The sequence below is a fragment of the Paenibacillus sp. FSL H8-0282 genome (genome assembly GCF_037963825.1).
Taxonomy (GTDB): Bacteria; Bacillota; Bacilli; order Paenibacillales; family Paenibacillaceae; genus Paenibacillus_AQ; species Paenibacillus_AQ odorifer.
Genome location: NZ_CP150146.1, coordinates 1,415,236 through 1,431,404, shown reverse-complemented (window position 1 = coordinate 1,431,404; position 16,169 = coordinate 1,415,236). Strand labels below are relative to the sequence as shown.

The 16,169-nt window shown below is 44.5% G+C and carries 16 protein-coding genes; 11 read left to right on the top strand and 5 right to left on the bottom strand.

Annotated features, from left to right (window positions below):
• Positions 1–9 precede the first annotated feature (9 nt).
• Positions 10–1,845 carry a DNA helicase RecQ gene (gene recQ / locus NST94_RS06260; protein WP_076193010.1) on the bottom strand — a complete coding sequence of 612 codons (1,836 nt, stop codon included), beginning with the start codon at positions 1,843–1,845 and terminating at the stop codon, positions 10–12.
• A gap of 170 nt (positions 1,846–2,015) precedes the next feature.
• Between recQ and NST94_RS06255 the strand changes: the two genes are divergently transcribed.
• The 9 genes from NST94_RS06255 to NST94_RS06215 all read left to right on the top strand — a co-directional run bounded on the left by NST94_RS06255 (position 2,016) and on the right by NST94_RS06215 (position 10,682).
• Positions 2,016–3,629, top strand: a complete 1,614-nt coding sequence (locus tag NST94_RS06255; RefSeq protein WP_139330130.1) for a spore germination protein — start codon at positions 2,016–2,018, stop codon at positions 3,627–3,629.
• Positions 3,622–4,725 carry an endospore germination permease gene (locus NST94_RS06250; protein WP_076185704.1) on the top strand — a complete coding sequence of 368 codons (1,104 nt, stop codon included), beginning with the start codon at positions 3,622–3,624 and terminating at the stop codon, positions 4,723–4,725. Before NST94_RS06255 ends, NST94_RS06250 begins: the two co-directional genes overlap by 8 nt.
• The gene (locus tag NST94_RS06245) at positions 4,718–5,941 is read left to right on the top strand and encodes a Ger(x)C family spore germination protein (protein ID WP_076193012.1); all 1,224 of its coding nucleotides are present in this window, start codon (positions 4,718–4,720) and stop codon (positions 5,939–5,941) included. Before NST94_RS06250 ends, NST94_RS06245 begins: the two co-directional genes overlap by 8 nt.
• A gap of 24 nt (positions 5,942–5,965) precedes the next feature.
• On the top strand, positions 5,966–6,154 hold the full coding sequence (locus NST94_RS06240) for a CLC_0170 family protein (protein WP_248547827.1): 189 nt from the start codon (positions 5,966–5,968) through the stop codon (positions 6,152–6,154).
• Between the two features lie 101 nt (positions 6,155–6,255).
• Positions 6,256–7,236, top strand: a complete 981-nt coding sequence (locus tag NST94_RS06235) for an RluA family pseudouridine synthase (protein WP_076128083.1) — start codon at positions 6,256–6,258, stop codon at positions 7,234–7,236.
• A 153-nt stretch (positions 7,237–7,389) separates the two neighbouring features.
• Complete coding sequence (locus NST94_RS06230; RefSeq protein ID WP_076193016.1) at positions 7,390–7,911, top strand: hypothetical protein; 522 nt, start codon at positions 7,390–7,392, stop codon at positions 7,909–7,911.
• Positions 7,912–7,958: 47 nt separating this feature from the next.
• The gene (locus tag NST94_RS06225; protein ID WP_076185711.1) at positions 7,959–8,354 is read left to right on the top strand and encodes a hypothetical protein; all 396 of its coding nucleotides are present in this window, start codon (positions 7,959–7,961) and stop codon (positions 8,352–8,354) included.
• On the top strand, positions 8,351–8,944 hold the full coding sequence (locus tag NST94_RS06220; protein WP_232061171.1) for a TetR/AcrR family transcriptional regulator: 594 nt from the start codon (positions 8,351–8,353) through the stop codon (positions 8,942–8,944). The genes NST94_RS06225 and NST94_RS06220 overlap by 4 nt, the downstream gene beginning before the upstream one ends.
• Positions 8,945–9,101: 157 nt before the next feature.
• Positions 9,102–10,682 (top strand): oleate hydratase, encoded by a 1,581-nt coding sequence (locus NST94_RS06215; RefSeq protein WP_076128088.1) that lies wholly within the window; start codon positions 9,102–9,104, stop codon positions 10,680–10,682.
• 139 nt (positions 10,683–10,821) lie between these two features.
• Here the strand turns inward: NST94_RS06215 and NST94_RS06210 are convergent, their stop codons facing one another.
• Complete coding sequence (locus NST94_RS06210) at positions 10,822–11,544, bottom strand: DsbA family oxidoreductase (RefSeq protein ID WP_076137479.1); 723 nt, start codon at positions 11,542–11,544, stop codon at positions 10,822–10,824.
• Positions 11,545–11,780: 236 nt separating this feature from the next.
• Between NST94_RS06210 and NST94_RS06205 the strand changes: the two genes are divergently transcribed.
• Both NST94_RS06205 and NST94_RS06200 read left to right on the top strand, forming a co-directional pair.
• Positions 11,781–12,713, top strand: coding sequence for a glycosyltransferase family 2 protein (locus NST94_RS06205; protein ID WP_339281783.1), 933 nt, complete (start codon positions 11,781–11,783; stop codon positions 12,711–12,713).
• A gap of 173 nt (positions 12,714–12,886) precedes the next feature.
• Positions 12,887–13,993, top strand: coding sequence for an FAD:protein FMN transferase (locus NST94_RS06200; RefSeq protein ID WP_248547829.1), 1,107 nt, complete (start codon positions 12,887–12,889; stop codon positions 13,991–13,993).
• Between the two features lie 321 nt (positions 13,994–14,314).
• Here NST94_RS06200 and NST94_RS06195 read toward each other — a convergent pair whose 3' ends face one another.
• The 3 genes from NST94_RS06195 to NST94_RS06185 form a co-directional block, all read right to left on the bottom strand.
• Entirely contained in the window at positions 14,315–15,037 is a 723-nt protein-coding gene (locus tag NST94_RS06195) for an HAD family hydrolase (RefSeq protein ID WP_076147446.1), read from the bottom strand.
• Between the two features lie 33 nt (positions 15,038–15,070).
• Entirely contained in the window at positions 15,071–15,532 is a 462-nt protein-coding gene (locus tag NST94_RS06190; RefSeq protein WP_339281782.1) for a GNAT family N-acetyltransferase, read from the bottom strand.
• 102 nt (positions 15,533–15,634) lie between these two features.
• The gene (locus NST94_RS06185) at positions 15,635–16,141 is read right to left on the bottom strand and encodes a metallophosphoesterase (protein ID WP_339281781.1); all 507 of its coding nucleotides are present in this window, start codon (positions 16,139–16,141) and stop codon (positions 15,635–15,637) included.
• Between the last annotated feature and the right edge of the window lie 28 nt (positions 16,142–16,169).

Here is a 16,169-nt window from a genome sequence, read left to right as displayed (position 1 = left end):
CGACCTTTTCTACATTTCATTTTGAAAAAACTCTAAGAATGCCTTACCGTACTTCCGGTATTTCACTTCCCCAACACCCTTTACCCTCAGCATTTCCGCTTCGGTCTGCGGGCAAACCACACTCATCTCACGCAGCGTGGCATCATTAAAAATAATGTACGACGGCACATGCTCGCGTCCTGCCAATTCACGCCGGATAAGACGCAGCTGCTCAAAGACAGTCTCATTGACGGCTGATGGCGACAGGTCATGCCCCCGACTACGAACTCTCGTACCAGATGTTGTACCTGTCCGCGAAGGCCGTGCCACACGCTGCATCACCTCACGCTGTCCGCGCAGGACCTCGGCAGCCAAAGGCTGAAGCCGTACTACAGGGTACTGGCCTTCCGACAAGGCAAGATACCCTTCTGAGATGAGCACATTGATACTCTCTGAGATTTCCTTCTCCGTCCGGCTCGACATCGCCCCATGTGTGGGCAGCTTATCGAAGCCGTACTGCATCACCTTTTGATTGCGCGAGCCTTTCAGCACAGATGCCACCAACGCTACACCATAACGCTCCCGCATGCGGTGGATGCAGGAGAAGATCTTTTGCGCATCGACGGTCATATCCACTAGCTCTCGTTCATCCGTACATGAGCTGCAGATACCACATGGCTTGTCCCCATGCTCTTCCCCGAAATAATCCAGCTGGGCACTGCGCAAGCAGCGGGTAGTATAGCAATAATCAATCATTTGCTGAAGCTTGCGATATTCGTTAGCTTTACGGTCAGTATCCTGTGGATTCTGCTCGATCAGGAACTTTTGCGTCATAATATCCTGCGCACTAAACAGCAAAATACATTCACTCGGCTCCCCGTCACGTCCAGCACGACCTGCTTCCTGAACATAAGCTTCCATATTTTTGGGCATATTGTAGTGAATTACGTACCGGACATTGGATTTATCAATCCCCATCCCAAAGGCATTCGTAGCCACCATGACCCGGATATCGTCATAGAGGAACCCTTCCTGGCTATCTGCCCGCTCCTGGTCGTTCATACCCGCATGATAGCGACCTGCCGCTATGCCAGAAGCTTGCAGCCTCTGATACAGATCATCTACTTCTTTGCGGGTTGCCGCATATACAATCCCCGGCTGGTGAGAATGCGTAGCCGCATAATCCATAACGAACTCCCGCTTGTTCTCTCCCCGCAGCACGGACATTGCCAGATTATCTCTTCCTAGCCCCGTCATGAAAATACCCGGCTCGCGCAAGCGCAGCAGCCGGACCATATCCTCCATGACCTCCGGCGTCGCCGTGGCGGTAAATGCTGCCAGGATCGGACGTTTAGGCAGCTCATCTACAAATGGAGATACCGACAGATAACTTGTCCGAAAATCATGTCCCCACTGGGATACACAGTGCGCTTCATCAACAGCCACGCAGGAAATAGACAGCTCAGCCATTTCCAGACGGAACCAGTCCAGCTCAAGTCTTTCGGGCGCAACATAGAGCAGCTTCAAATCGCCCCGCCGGGCAGCCCGAATCCGCTCATTCACTTCTTTTCCGCTTAACGTGCTATTAATAAAGGCTGCCGGAATACCCGCAGTAGTTAACGCATCCACCTGGTCTTTCATCAGCGAGATCAGTGGTGATATCACCAGTGTCAGCCCTGGCAGGAGCAGTGCAGGAACCTGATAACAGATCGATTTCCCGCCACCCGTAGGGAGGATTCCCAGTGTGTCGCGTCCTTCCAGCAAGTTCTGAACAATCTTTTTCTGGCCATCCCGAAAGTCTGGATAACCGTAATATTTTTGCAGCTCAGCCTGCGCCTGTTCAATAGTAGGTGCTTGCATCTTCATATCTCTCATAACTCCTTAGGCGTTTCTATCTTTAGTTTAGCGGTCAATGGTGTAATGAGCAACACTTCTTAACTATCATCACCCTGTTCTTCTTTTGAAATATTTACATAAAAGGTCTTCTTTTAAGCCAAGCTTTAATAAGCGTGATTTCATAGAAAGGTGGAGCGACCGTGCAAAATTGGAAACAAAAATATACCTCCTTTAAACAAAAGCCTGCACGTAACGAGTCCTCTGCCCAGGACAATCGTCCAGTAAAGCCATTGGATTCCAGCCTGAAGAGCAATATAAGCTTCATTCGACAAGTCTTTGGAGAAGACAGCGACCTTATTGTCCGTAACTTCAAGGTATACGGTAGATATGATGCGGCTATTATCTTTTTTTCTTCTGTGGTGGACCAGAATCAAATTCAGAACTATGTTTTAAAGCCATTAATGAATGTTTCCTCCGACCACTCAGAAATTCCAAAAGATCTAAAGGATTTACCTGATTACATCTGGAGTATGACGGTACAAGTCACACAAGGTAACCGCACTAAGGACCTAAATACTCTAGTCTCCGTCTTGTTGGATGGAAATGTAGTTCTAATCATAGATGGAATGGATCAGGCACTTTACTTCAATCTGCGTAAAATTGAGCATCGTAGCATTGAGCAACCTCAAACTGAACAAGTTATACGCGGTTCGCGTGATGGGTTTATAGAGAATTTAGAATCCAACATCTCTTTGCTTCGCTATCGACTACAAACGCCGGATTTTCGTGTAGTAACTGCCCCTCTTGGCGTACGGACGCGCTCAAAAGTAGCTGTTTGTTATATCGAAGGAATAGCCGATCCAGGGCTAGTTCAAAAGGTGATGAAGAGATTATCAGCAATAAATGTAGACGGCATCCTTGATGCGGGGTATATCGAGCAATTTATAGAGGATCATCCCCTTTCCCCGTTTCCACAGGTTCAGCCAACCGAACGTCCGGATAAATCTATAGCCTCTTTATTAGAAGGACGAGTCATCATCCTTGTAGATGGCTCACCTTTCTGCCTCATCGTCCCGGCACTTTTCAATCAATTCTTTCAGACGATGGATGACTATACGGAACGTTTTATCGTAGGAAGTCTCCTAAGAATGATCCGCCTGATCGCATTATTATTTTCCCTTTTCTTCCCTGCCTTATATGTATCCATTATCTCTTTCAATCCTGAGCTACTGCCGACAGAGTTCGCCGTAGCAATAACAGGTGCAAGAGCTGGCGTACCCTTTCCAGCCGTATTGGAAGTTCTGATTATGGAAGTCTTCATGGAGGTGCTGCGCGAAGCAACCATTCGCCTACCGCAAATGATTGGCGGGGCTCTTTCTATTGTAGGTGTGCTTGTCATTGGTCAGGCAGCCGTAGCAGCAGGTCTGGCGAGTCCAACTACCGTAGTTGTTGTCGCTATAACGACCATAGGGTCTTTTGCCACACCCGCTTACAATGCCGCAATCTCTTCAAGAATGCTTAGATTTCCATTGATCATATTGGCAGGCTGCTTTGGCCTGTACGGAGTAATGCTGGGCACTATTGTTATTATCAACCATTTGTTATTCCTGGAATCTTTTGGCGTTCCCTACATGACACCCTTTGTCCCTACGATATGGAAGGACCTTAAGGATAGTATCGTTCGGGTACCTTTATGGTGGATGCGAAGCCGCCCAAGCTTTCTTAATACACCTGATCCTGATCTTCTTGCGAAGGATATTCCGAAAATGCATACCGATCTGATTTTTAAGGAGAAAAGTGAAGCTGATGAATAGTAACCGCCCCATAACAACGATCCAAGTCATGGCTGTAATCGTCAGTACGATTATAGGAATAGGAATCTTAAGTATTCCTCGTTATATGGCTGAAGCCGGAGACAGTGGTGCACCGCTCGTGACTGCTTCTGGTGTACCTGTTGCTTTTTTGGGTTGCTGGTTTACAGCAGCTGTCTGCCGAAAATTCCCGAACGAAACGTTGTTCGTATTCAGCCGCCGCCTTCTCGGAACTGGGCTCGCGGATATTTTCTCCATTTTTATTTCTTTGTTTTTTGCTTTTTCTGCCGGGATCACCATGCGCCAATTCGGAGAAGTATGTGTTGCGGTTGTCTTTAAAAAGACACCCATCGAAGCAGTAATTCTCTTAATGCTCCTACTGGTTGCCTTATCAATCCGAAGAAATATTGTGAAATTCACTTATGTTCATGTTTTCTATTTACCTTTTATTCTATTATCTGTTATAGCAATTGCCTTGGTAGCTATGAAAAATGTTGACGTTCTAAACTTGCTACCCCTCACCGGAAATCACACCACCTTTTCAAGCTTTTCCAAAGGAACGATTACGTCCGCTGGCCTTTATCAGGGCACATTTGTCATCATCCTGCTGGTTCCTTTAATGAAAAAACCTCAACAGATCCTTAAAGCAGGCACTGTTGCGCTTTGTATCATTGGATTCATTTATGTAATGATCGTTTGGGTCACTTTAGGCATGTTTGGAGCTCAAGAAACCAAATTACTTTCCTATCCAACCTTAGAAGCAGCTCGCTCCATATCCATCGGCGCAGGACTTTTAGAACGGTTTGATGCTCTTTTTATAATAATTTGGGTGGTTTCTATATTCACTTCCATCTTTACGAACTACTACTTAGCTGCATACTCTCTGCAACAAGTGCTGCGGCACAAGGATCACCGCCTAATATCCAGCTTCTTACTTCCACTTATCATCACTTTTTCACTTTTGCCGAGAAATATATTTCAGGTCTATTCATTTGCTAGCATTACAGCGATAATCGGTTTGATTTTTTTGACCTTCTATCCTCTTTTATTATGGTTAGTCTCTCTAATCCGAAATAAAGGAGCCATTTCTCATGAATAAAAAAATTTACAAGCGTGTAGTTCTTATATTTATTCTCTCACTCATGTCTGGCTTACTCTCAGGGTGCTGGGACCAGCTTGAAATAGAAGACCGTGCATTGGTACTAGGGTTATCCATTGATTCCGTCCCTCCAGACAGCAAAATAAATGATGATCAAACCACTCATCTTAAAAGCGCAAATATTAACCTTCCCAAAATCCGTGTGACCGCCCAAATTGCGGTTCCGGGAAGAGTTCCACTCGGACCAGGCAGCGGGGGTGAAGGCGGAGGCGTGAATCAAAATCCAGTATGGGTCGTAGAAGTGTACGGGTACACCTTAGATGACGCCATGAACAATTTACAGCAGCAAATTTCTGATCCACGTTATCTAATTCATTTACGAGTGATTATTATTAGTGAGGACATCGCAAAAAAAAGCATGAATGACTTAAATGATTATTTGCGGCGAAATCCAGAAGTTCGTCGCCGGACCTGGCTGCTAGTATCCGAAGGGGAGGCTGCTAAATTTATGAATATTAATCCTCCGCTCCAGCGAGTGCCGACCCTTTACATCCTCTCCACCATGGAAAAAGCAGTAACATCAGGAAAATTCCCCGCTGATTATATAGGTGTATTCTGGTCAGCAGAATCCAAATGGGGCGAAAGTGGTTATCTGCCTTACGTCTCATTACATCAGGAAGACAATATCATGATTAAAGGCCTAGCTTACTTTAGTGGTGGAGTGATGGTCGGATCGACGATTCCGATTGAGATTGGCGCATATATGTCCATGAAGGGCATTAATCCCGGGGGATACTCCGATCTTTTTTATGCTGATGAATTCGGTCCGGTGATGCTCAAGGTCAACGACCGGTTCACGAGGGTGAAGGTTCATTTCAAAGAGGGCAAACCTCACATCACTTATAACCTCACTTTAGAGGCGGCTCTAGATGAGCATTTACGTAGTGATATCCCTATCGATTCCAGCCGTTCTTTAGAAAAGATTGAAGATATTTTTCAAAAGAGAGTGATCGGTATTTTCAACCACCTTATCGAAGAAACTCAACAAGCGCATTCCGATGTCTTTGGCATGGGTGAATATATTCGTGCATATGCTCCCTCCTACTGGAAAGCCAATATTCGTGACAAACATGACTGGGAGCAGCAGTATTCCAATCTCAGTGTTGAAGTTAAGTTGAAAACTCACATCGACAGAGTAGGTCTTAAACAAAATTAAATGACGTTTATGGGAGGCTCTACTATGCTCTATTACCAGCTAACCTACGTAATTGTTGCGCTGCTGATCTCCAGTGTTCTGTTGCTTACTGTGGATACTAAAATATATGCAGTCAATGCCATGCACCGGGAAAAGAAATATGCCCGCATATTAGGCTGGGTATATCTCGGTTTATTCCTGCTTCTTGGATTAGCCCAGCTGTTCTATCTATGAGCATTTACAAACCAAACCAGCAAGCCTGCCCTCTCCATAGTATTTCTTCACAGCCCATGGTATATTGAGGAGTACAATATTAAAGGACGGAGAATGCACCCATGAACTCAAGAAGAAATCCTAAAGAAACAGCCAAAAGAGGTACTCGTTCTCACAGCAAGCCTACTGGCAAGCTTAACCATAAAACTAAAACAACCGCAGCACCCAAGTCTTTTACTGTAAACGAACCTTCTGAACTGTTGCCCTTCTTACTCACCCACGTCACGGGTCGCGGACGAAATGCGATTAAATCCATCCTATCGCGTGGACAAGTGTCGGTGAATGATAAGGTAGTTACACAGCATAATTTCCAACTGCATCCGGGTCAAAACGTTACTATTGATCAAGAGAAGCCTGTACAAACAGCAGAGATGATCGGACTTAAAATCGTTCATGAGGATGAAGATCTGATCATTGTTCAAAAGGATGCTGGACTGCTATCTATCGCCACTGCGGAAGAAAATGAATTGACGGCTTACCGCCAGCTTATGGAGCATGTCCGTGTTAGCAATCCAAAAAATCGGATTTTTGTCGTACACCGTTTGGACAGAGATACATCAGGCGTAATGATGTTTGCCAAAAGCGAACGGATTCAGCAGGCATTACAAACTACGTGGAAAGATACTGTGAAGGAACGTTCTTACGTAGCGCTCGTGGAAGGCGCGGTTAAAAGACCTGAAGGCAAGATAAGCTCTTGGCTCAAAGAAACCTCAACCCTTAAAATGTATTCCAGTCCTCATGAAGGCGATGGACTACATGCAATTACACATTATAAGCTTATTCAGGCTAACCGCCATTTTTCCTTGCTAGAGGTTAAGCTCGAAACCGGACGAAAAAATCAGATTCGGGTGCATATGGCAGATATCGGCCACCCTATCGCAGGTGACAAGAAATATGGGGCAGAGACCAAAACGGTAGGAAGACTTGGTCTACATGCTCGAGTGCTCTCTTTTATTCATCCAACCACTGGAGAACTGATGACCTTTGAGAGCCCGATTCCGAAGACGTTCCTGAAATATACTGCGCCTGCGCCTACAAACTAAGAATTGAACGTATACCCACGACTGACGAGCCTTCCCCCTTATGGGAAGCTGTAACTTCTACACAAGATGCCCGGTCCATTTGGTCCTGGGCGTCTTTTTTTAACTTCCTATCACATCATGTTACAATATAAATAAACAAAGAAGGTGCCCTTATTGTTCCATCCTACTGTTTTCGATAATATTAAGATCGCCTTTGAGAACCAGATTTATGACTACGATAATTTAGACGGAATACTGGTGGTTACGGATCGCTCCGACCTTCTGAATATGGCGCTGATGTCCAGAGAGTTCAGTCTCTCCTTCCAATTAACTGCAGGCAGGAAAGTAACCGCCGAAATCCTGCTCACTTCGACCACGAAAGATCTCAGCGATGAAATCATGGAGGTTCCTAATACGGATCCCGGCTGTAATCTTTCACTTCGTTTTTATATGGAAGTCGAAGATATTCCTAGCGAATGTCAGGCGATAGACAGTATTCTAAAAGCGATCTGGGGACCTGATTTCCAGCCTGTGCAATCTTTAAGCTTCATATATGGCCAGGAAAGTGAAACTTACAATAACTGCATCGAGCTGCAATTCAAAAGACAACTTACAGAAGAACAAATGGAGGACATTCCAAACCTGCTAAGCCACCTGCTGCAAAGTGCAGAAGAACTGGAATCCTTCACGGTATAATTCCTACTTTTTAACGTTCGAACTATGGGAAAAGAGGTGTGCATGAAATGAAATTCCTGCCTGCTGCCAAAAGTAAACGTTGGTTTCTCTGGATGACCGTTTATGCCATTCTGCTATGGCTTCTTTTCCCTCTGCACCGATTTGTGATGCTGGCCCAAGAAATGGATACCACACTCTTACTGCGCTTTGCTCTTTTTTCCGTAGTAGTGGCAGGCATCGTCAACACTTTAGGCTGGCTCGGAGCACGTCTGCTCTGGGTATTTAGTACGGCGGGAATAATCATAGGCGCGGCATTTATGCTGGGCTACACCTACAAAGAGATGTCCGGTTGGGAGGATCTCGCAGGCTTCCTCGCATTTTCCTTATTTTCATGTGCCGGATTTGCACTGGGTTTATTAGCGGAAGGTATTCGTCTGCTGTATACGCGAGCATCGAAGTCTTGAATGGAAGAGGTGAAACGCTGTTGTCCAATTCTTTTCTAACCAAAAATGCATTGTCCCATTCTTTAAAAGAACTAATGGAGCATACACCGCTCAATAAAATTACTGTTAAACAACTAGTGGACCATTGCGGACTAAACAGACAAACCTTCTATTATCATTTTCAGGATATATTTGATTTGCTAGGTTGGATCTATAAGACTGAGGCTGTCGAAAGCCTCGCCCAGTATCGCAGCTACAGCACTTGGACGGACGGTTTTTATAGAATCTTCTGCTACATTGAGCGGAATAAATCCTTTTGCTGTAACACGCTAAATTCACTAGGCAGAAATCACCTGGATGCATATCTGTACGAGGTGACAAACGATCTCATCATGGGGGTTATAAACGAGCTGTCCTCCGGGATGGAGGTTTGCGAAGAAGACAAGCACTTTATAGCCAACTTCTATACGCTAGCCTTCACAGGCCTAATCATTCAGTGGATGAGAGAAGGCATGAAGGAACAGCCGCATCATATGATTGAGAAGCTAAGTGATCTAATTGAAGGGAATTTTCTGAAAGCTTTACACAAATATGAGAACCATCCGTTGTAACCTTTGGTTGCAGCGGTTTTTTTTGTCTAAAAACTAGACAGATCACCCATAATGACAAAAATCCAGACACTCTAAAGAGTTTGATTATACCTTCAAAATAGGAGTTGGTTTACATTAAGAGTGTGATTATTTAAACAACTACTTGGAGGCGACCATTGTGAAAAAAGAGTACGGTAATAGACAGGTTTATTTTGTCGGTGGCGGAATTGCATCTCTAGCGGGCGCTGCTTACCTGGTCAGAGACTGTGATTTTCCGGGACAAAACATTCACATTATTGAAGAGATGAAGATTCTTGGTGGTAGCAATGACGGCGCAGGTGACGCTGAACATGGTTACGTTGTCCGCGGCGGCCGTATGCTCAACGATGAAGCTTATGAGAATCTCTGGGAACTATTAACAACGATTCCTTCTGTCGACCGTCCGGGGTTGTCTGTGCGGGATGAAATTATTGCTTTTGATACCGCTAATCCAACACACTCAAACGCCAGACTTGTAAATAAAGACGGCAAAGTAGAAGATGTATTGTCCATGGGTTTTGATATGGCTGATCGTCTCGCTATGGGCAAGCTGATTATTACACCAGAAGATAAAATGGGTAAAGCGCGTATCAACGACTGGTTCGCCCCTCACTTTTTCACAACAAACTTCTGGTATATGTGGGCTACTACTTTTGCATTCCAACCTTGGCACAGCGCTGTAGAGTTTAAACGATATATGCTGCGTTTCTTCCATGAATTCCCAAGAATTCAAACACTGGAAGGTGTAACTCGCACTCCTTATAACCAATATGACTCCATCATTCTGCCTTTGCACAAATATCTTGAACCATTCGGTGTCGATTTCACACTGAAATGTACAGTTACTGATCTGCAGTTCAAAAAAGGTGACGGAATTACCGTAACCCAAATGAATGTAGTGCGCGAAGGTGTCAAAGATGTGATTGATGTAAAAGAAGATGATCTCGTGATTATCACAAACGGTTCTATGACCGAAGGCTCCAGCCTTGGTTCTATGACTTCTGCTCCACGCCTTAACGGCAAGGGAAGCTCGTGGAAATTATGGGAAAACATCGCTTCCAAGAAACCAAGTCTTGGCAATCCTTCTTCGTTCGATGATCATGTAGACGGTTCGAAATGGGAGTCCTTTACTGTAACTTTCCATGACTCCAAATTCTTCGATCTGATGGAAAATTTCACACGTAACCGTGCCGGCACAGGCGCTTTGGTCACTTTCAAGGATTCGAGCTGGTTTATGTCCGTTGTACTGGCTTACCAACCGCATTTCCGCAATCAGCCTGAGCATGTTAAAGTGTTCTGGGGTTACGGACTGTATCCAGACAAAGTTGGGGATTTTGTGAAAAAGAGAATGTGTGATTGTACCGGCGAAGAAATCATGCAAGAATTGATCGGTCATCTTCACTTTGAAGAACATAAGGACGAGATCATGGCTACCGCCAACTGTATTCCTTGCATGATGCCTTATATCACTTCTCAGTTCATGCCTAGACTCAATAGTGACCGACCAAAAGTTGTCCCTGAGGGTTCCACGAACCTGGCCTTTATTGGACAATTCTGTGAAATTCCAGATGACGTTGTATTCACTGAAGAATACTCCGTGAGAGCAGCGAGAATTGCGGTATATACTCTACTTGGTATCGAACGGCCTATCGAGCCAATCAACCAATATCAATACGATGTACGTACACTATTCTCAAGCTTTGTTACATCTTTCAGATAAAACAACAATCAGCGGCGAGCGCTTCCGGATATCGGGAGCGCTTGTTTTTGAGTGTGGGAAGCAACAAAAGAACAGTTTTATCAAGACAAAAAAGAGCTGAGGGCTCCCTCAGCTCTTTTGTTTTACTCGAATCCAAACTTTAAATATTGCAAGATCCATCTGCGCAGCCATCATCGGTAGATACTTCAGAATTCCCCTTACCAACCACTTGTAATGTTGGTCCTGCTTGTTCTTCCGCCCACACAGTATCCAGTACCTCTGTAAATACAGGACCTGGTTGTGCACCAGATAAAGCATATTTATTGTTGAATACAAAGAAAGGTACACCGGTAATATTAAGGCGGCTTCCTTCTTCAATATCGCCATTAACCTCATTCGCAAAAGCATCCGTCTCCAGCATTGCCGCAGCTTCCACTTGATCCAAACCAACTTCAGCAGCGAGTGATGCCAGTACACTGCGATCTCCAAGATTTAATGAATCCGTAAAGTAGGCACGCAGCAGACGTTCGGACATTTCTGCACCTTTTCCCTTTGTGCTTGCAAAATGACTCAGTCGGTGACTGTCAAAAGTGTTGGTATGCTTCACAGTATCAAAATTAAATTCCAAGCCCACATCTTTAGCTTGCTCCGCTAGTTGTGCGTTCATTGCTTTTGCTTTTTCGACGGTCATCCCGTATTTGGTAGCCAGCAGCTCATGAATACTCTTGTCTGTACTTACCTCTGCATGTGGATCCAGTTGAAAGCTACGGAATACTACCTCCACTTGATCACGGTTCGGGAATTGGCTTAGCGCATTCTCTAAACGTCTTTTGCCAATATAACAAAAAGGACATGCATAATCGGACCAGATATCTATTCTCACGAAAAAACCTCCTAATATTATTGATAATTTGTAGCTGTTATATAAGAGTAATAACTAAATATATGTCGCTTACTATTATATAGTTAAAAACTCAAAATTACAAACTTAACTTTTATTAAAATAACATTTATAGACGTGAATGTTAAAGCAAAAAGTAAACGAAAGTGGTATATACGCTCCCCTTCAGGGCAGATAGAATAAAGTTAACACCAGAAATTCCGAAGGGAGATCCCCATATGCATGATGTATCTATAGTGATACCTACCCGTAACCGTATAAACGACCTTACAGTGTGCATAGAGTCTATTAGCAAGCAGACACAGCTAGAGAGTGTCTCCATCGAGCTCTGGATTGTGGATGACGGTGAGATTCCTGAAGAAAGATTAACCTATTATCGTAACATACTGAACAAATTGCCACAGGCTGAGTTTCGATATCATCGTAAGACTAATCCGGGACTCTGGCTTTCCCGTTATGAGTCACTTGGACTAGTAAATGCTGAAATTGTGCTTCATTTAGACGATGATGCAGAATTAGATGATTCCTTATATATTCGACGATTACTTGATACTTATGCAGCGGACGATTCAATTGTCGGTGTAGGCGGTGTGGCAAAAGGCATGCGCAGCAGCAAACCGGGCCGGCTGTTTGGCATGCTGACCGGACAAATGTCCGGATCCCCGGGCAGATTATCCCCAAGCATGTTTGCAGGCTCCCTATTCCTCTGGGGAGAGAAAGAGCAGGTTTTTGAGACGGATTTTTTTCACGGCTGTAATATGTCATTCCGGCGCTCAGCATTACAAGATATGAAACCCTATCCCTGGATGACAAGTTACTCCATTGCCGAAGATATTTACTTGTCCCATTTGGCTAGCCGTTATGGCAAGCTTGTCATTAACCCAGCTATGAAAATCATTCATCATGAGTCGCCGGGTTCTCGGGATAAGGCGGGCGTTGTTGCAAGAGCTACTGCCATCAATCATTATTATCTGCTCAACTTACGTAAAGCACCTCCTATGAATTATGCCGCATTGATCTGGACGTTAACCTGTCTGACAGGCAAAGAAACTCTCAAACGAAATTTTAAAGCTGTTAGCGGTTATGCCAAGGGAATCCTTTTCGTAATGAATCCTCGTAAAAACAAATACCGTGAATACATGCTAGATTAGCTTAATAGCTACCTCTATATCCACAGCGTTGCTCCGAATCAGATTGCGGGGCTTTTTTTTCGTGCAGACGGAGTTGTACCTAAATATGCCATGAAATTAATTTCCATCAACTTCTGATCTAGGGTATGATAGTGATAATGTGTTTTAGAAACTAACTTTATGGATGGTGGAATATGTTTAAGAACAAAAAAACGACGTTGATCCTCGTTGTTATCCTCATCGTCGTCATAGCTGTCGGCGCTTGGCTAATTACTAAAAATAAGGATGACAAAGCGACGGAAACACCGGGTGGCGCAACAGCTTCAGGAAAAGGCGAAGCCAAGTCACTCTCACAGACCTTTTATATCTATGACACGGTCGTGAATATCAAAGTGTTCGGAGAAAATGTAGCCCAAAAAAATATGGATGATATCCAGCAAATGCTGGAGCGAATGGATATGGAGCTTAGCCGTACAAAAGAAGGCGGCGAGGTTTACGCAGTCAATCAAGCAGCAGGAAAAGAAGCGGTTGTCGTTTCGGACGAGACCTTAGATGTTGTAAAACAATCGGTGCAATATGCAAAAGAAATGGATGGGCTATTCGATCCCACGATTGGTCCGCTGATCGACCTCTGGAACATCGGTAGTGGCGGGGATAAAGTCCCTGATCCAGCAGCTATCGATGCAGCCAAGAGCCTAACCAATTACAGGGACGTTGAAATTGACGAAGCTGCTAAGACCGTGAAGCTATTGAAGGAAAATATGGTACTGGATCTTGGAGGTATCGGCAAAGGGTATGCTGCTGACCGTATCGCTGATTATTTAAAAGAGCAAGGCCTTAACAGTGCAATGATCAACCTCGGCGGCAGCAGTATTATTGCGTTAGGTACGAAACCAAACGGAACGGATTGGAATATTGGCCTGCAAGACCCTGACCAAAGCCGCGGCACGCAGCTAGGAACGATTAAAATCGCGGATGAGGTCATCGATGCTTCTGGTGTTTATGAACGTTATTTTATGCAAGACAATGTTCGTTACCACCATATTCTTGATCCACGCACAGGTTATCCTTCTCAGAACGGTCTCAAAAGCTTGACCATTATGAGCCCTAATGCAACAGATGCGGACGCTTTGTCCACTGGGGTGTTCTTGATGGGGATCGAAGAAGGTATGAAATATCTGGAGTCGTTACCTGAAGATGTAGAAGCTTTCTTTATTACCGATGACAACAAAATCTACGCCACACCAGGCATTAAAGAAAGAATGAATCTGACTGACCCTACGTACAGCTTCGCTGATTAAACGAAAAGAGCTTGCCCCCTTAAAGCCGTTATTGGCTTTGGGAGGCAAGCTCTTTTATTGTGGATAAAGGTTCTTTGGCGTGGCTGAGGGATATTCATCGCCCATTCATCGCCCAGCAGCCTGATAATCAGGGAATTCCTCCCTAAAATCATTAGATTTTTTCAAGGTGAACCTTCGATTAGGGAAAACCTCCCTAAAAATCATCCGAATATGGCTATAACCTTGCTTATTTAGGTTTTATTAGGGAGGAATTCCCCAATAACCTCAATTTCGCGCTTTAATCGGTTAATTTCAGGGAGGTTTTCCCTAATTAATTCCCGATCAAGATTTTTGCAGCACCAAAGGCAACTCGCTAAATTCCTTATAATTCGTGAAAATATAACTAGGCTTATGATCCGTAGCCGGCTGTCTGCCTCTCGGATTATACCAGCAGACCTTCCAGCCAGCCGCAAGCGCTCCTACTACATCATTAGCCCAAGTATCGCCAATATAAAGCGAATGGTCTGGTGAAGTGCCAGACTTCTGATTTACATGCAAAAAGAGTTGCGGATCTGGTTTGGCCAGACCTACAGCGTCAGAAATAAAAATCATCTCCTCGGGGATCATCTGATCCAGACCTAATCCGCGAATCTTTTTCATTTGATGATCTTTGGGTCCATTCGTAATGATGCCTACTTTATGACCAGCAGCAATGAACCTTTCCAATTGCTCCCGAACTCCATCTATCATTTGAATGGTGTACTGACGGCCAATGTATGCCGCTTGTACCGCCGTGGCTTGGTCACGATCAAGCTGTAAACCATACTCTGCAAAAGCAAGCTCCAATCGGCGTACCCTTGTCTCCTCCAGCGGAATTTCTCCACGTAAATACATAGGCCATAATACATCACTATGATGTCTTACTTTATAAAATAATTCCGCAAAGTCCAGACTGCTCTCATCCGGTTTAAGTACTTGACGCACCGCTTCTTTAAATGGAACCAAATGATCATATAAGGTATCATCAAGGTCAAAAAAGATTGCCAACTTATTACTTGTATCCACTTTAACGCCCCTTACTCGTCTTTCTCTCTAGCTTTAGAAAAAAAGGTTATAGGTATAAAAATCATCATCCCGAATGTAGCCATGCGCTTCATATAAGCGCTGTGCCCCCACATTCGCCGTCATTGTTGTCAGGGACAAGCCCTTGGTATTCGTTGCGAGCGCATGAGCTCTGGCACTTTCCAGCAGCTTGGAGCCGAGCCCATGTCCCCGCAGTTCTGTAGTTACATATAGATCATTCAATATCCAGAGACGCTCCATAGAGACCGATGAAAAAGAGGGATAGAGCTGAGTGAAGCCCCACGCTCTTTTCTCCTCGCCTTCTCCCTCCACCGCAATAAAGATTACCGATTCGTTCAGCTTCAATCGATCTGATAAAAAAGCACGTGCACCATCCAGATCAGAGACTGCCCCATAAAATACCCGATACTCATTAAACAATGGGATAAACCGTTCCAAATCATCATAGATCACACGTTCAATACGATAGTTGTTCATCCTCAGCGCTCACTTTCCGGCTTGGGCCGTTTTAACGTTATTGTATATTTCAGCCGTTCCGTGCACCATGGAGCGAACGCCAGATCATTTGGACAATTATTCTTATTCTTTGGAATCGTAGAACACATGCCGGGCACTGACTTTACCCTCTTCGATATCCAAAATTCCGAAGGAATACAGTTTCTCACGTCGTTTATCTGTTGGCGATCCTGGATTAAAGAGCAGAATCCCATTCTCTTCCCGCAATAAAGGCTGATGCGAATGACCAAAAAGAATACAATCCACCTTATCGTTCGCAAAAGCAAGCAGCGCATTCCCGTCCGTTCCTTTGCGGGAGTGTGGCGTATGACCATGGACCATTCCGATCCGGACTCCCTCAAGCGTTAGCAGCTTACGCTCCCCGAAACGCTCGATGATCTCTATTCCATCGTTATTCCCAGCAATCCCTTCCACTGGAGCCAATTCAGCCAACAAATCGTAGATTCCCATACTCACCCAATCTCCAAGATGCAGAATCAAGTCTACATTCCGGAATTCAGCAATAAGTGCTTTGGGCAGAGACTTAGCCATTCTTGTCATATGTGTATCTGATACCACGCCTACTTTCATATAACTCAGCTCCTAATCTATCATACTC

Excerpts from the sequence above, each read along its gene's own strand:
- NST94_RS06240 (WP_248547827.1), top strand. The coding sequence starts at position 5,966 with ATGCTCTATTACCAGCTAACCTACGTAATTGTTGCGCTGCTGATCTCC.
- NST94_RS06250 (WP_076185704.1), top strand. The coding sequence starts at position 3,622 with ATGAATAGTAACCGCCCCATAACAACGATCCAAGTCATGGCTGTAATC.
- NST94_RS06245 (WP_076193012.1), top strand. The coding sequence starts at position 4,718 with ATGAATAAAAAAATTTACAAGCGTGTAGTTCTTATATTTATTCTCTCA.
- NST94_RS06185 (WP_339281781.1), bottom strand. The coding sequence starts at position 16,141 with ATGAAAGTAGGCGTGGTATCAGATACACATATGACAAGAATGGCTAAG.
- recQ (WP_076193010.1), bottom strand. The coding sequence starts at position 1,845 with ATGAAGATGCAAGCACCTACTATTGAACAGGCGCAGGCTGAGCTGCAA.
- NST94_RS06200 (WP_248547829.1), top strand. The coding sequence starts at position 12,887 with ATGTTTAAGAACAAAAAAACGACGTTGATCCTCGTTGTTATCCTCATC.
- NST94_RS06190 (WP_339281782.1), bottom strand. The coding sequence starts at position 15,532 with ATGAACAACTATCGTATTGAACGTGTGATCTATGATGATTTGGAACGG.
- NST94_RS06225 (WP_076185711.1), top strand. The coding sequence starts at position 7,959 with ATGAAATTCCTGCCTGCTGCCAAAAGTAAACGTTGGTTTCTCTGGATG.
- NST94_RS06205 (WP_339281783.1), top strand. The coding sequence starts at position 11,781 with ATGCATGATGTATCTATAGTGATACCTACCCGTAACCGTATAAACGAC.
- NST94_RS06235 (WP_076128083.1), top strand. The coding sequence starts at position 6,256 with ATGAACTCAAGAAGAAATCCTAAAGAAACAGCCAAAAGAGGTACTCGT.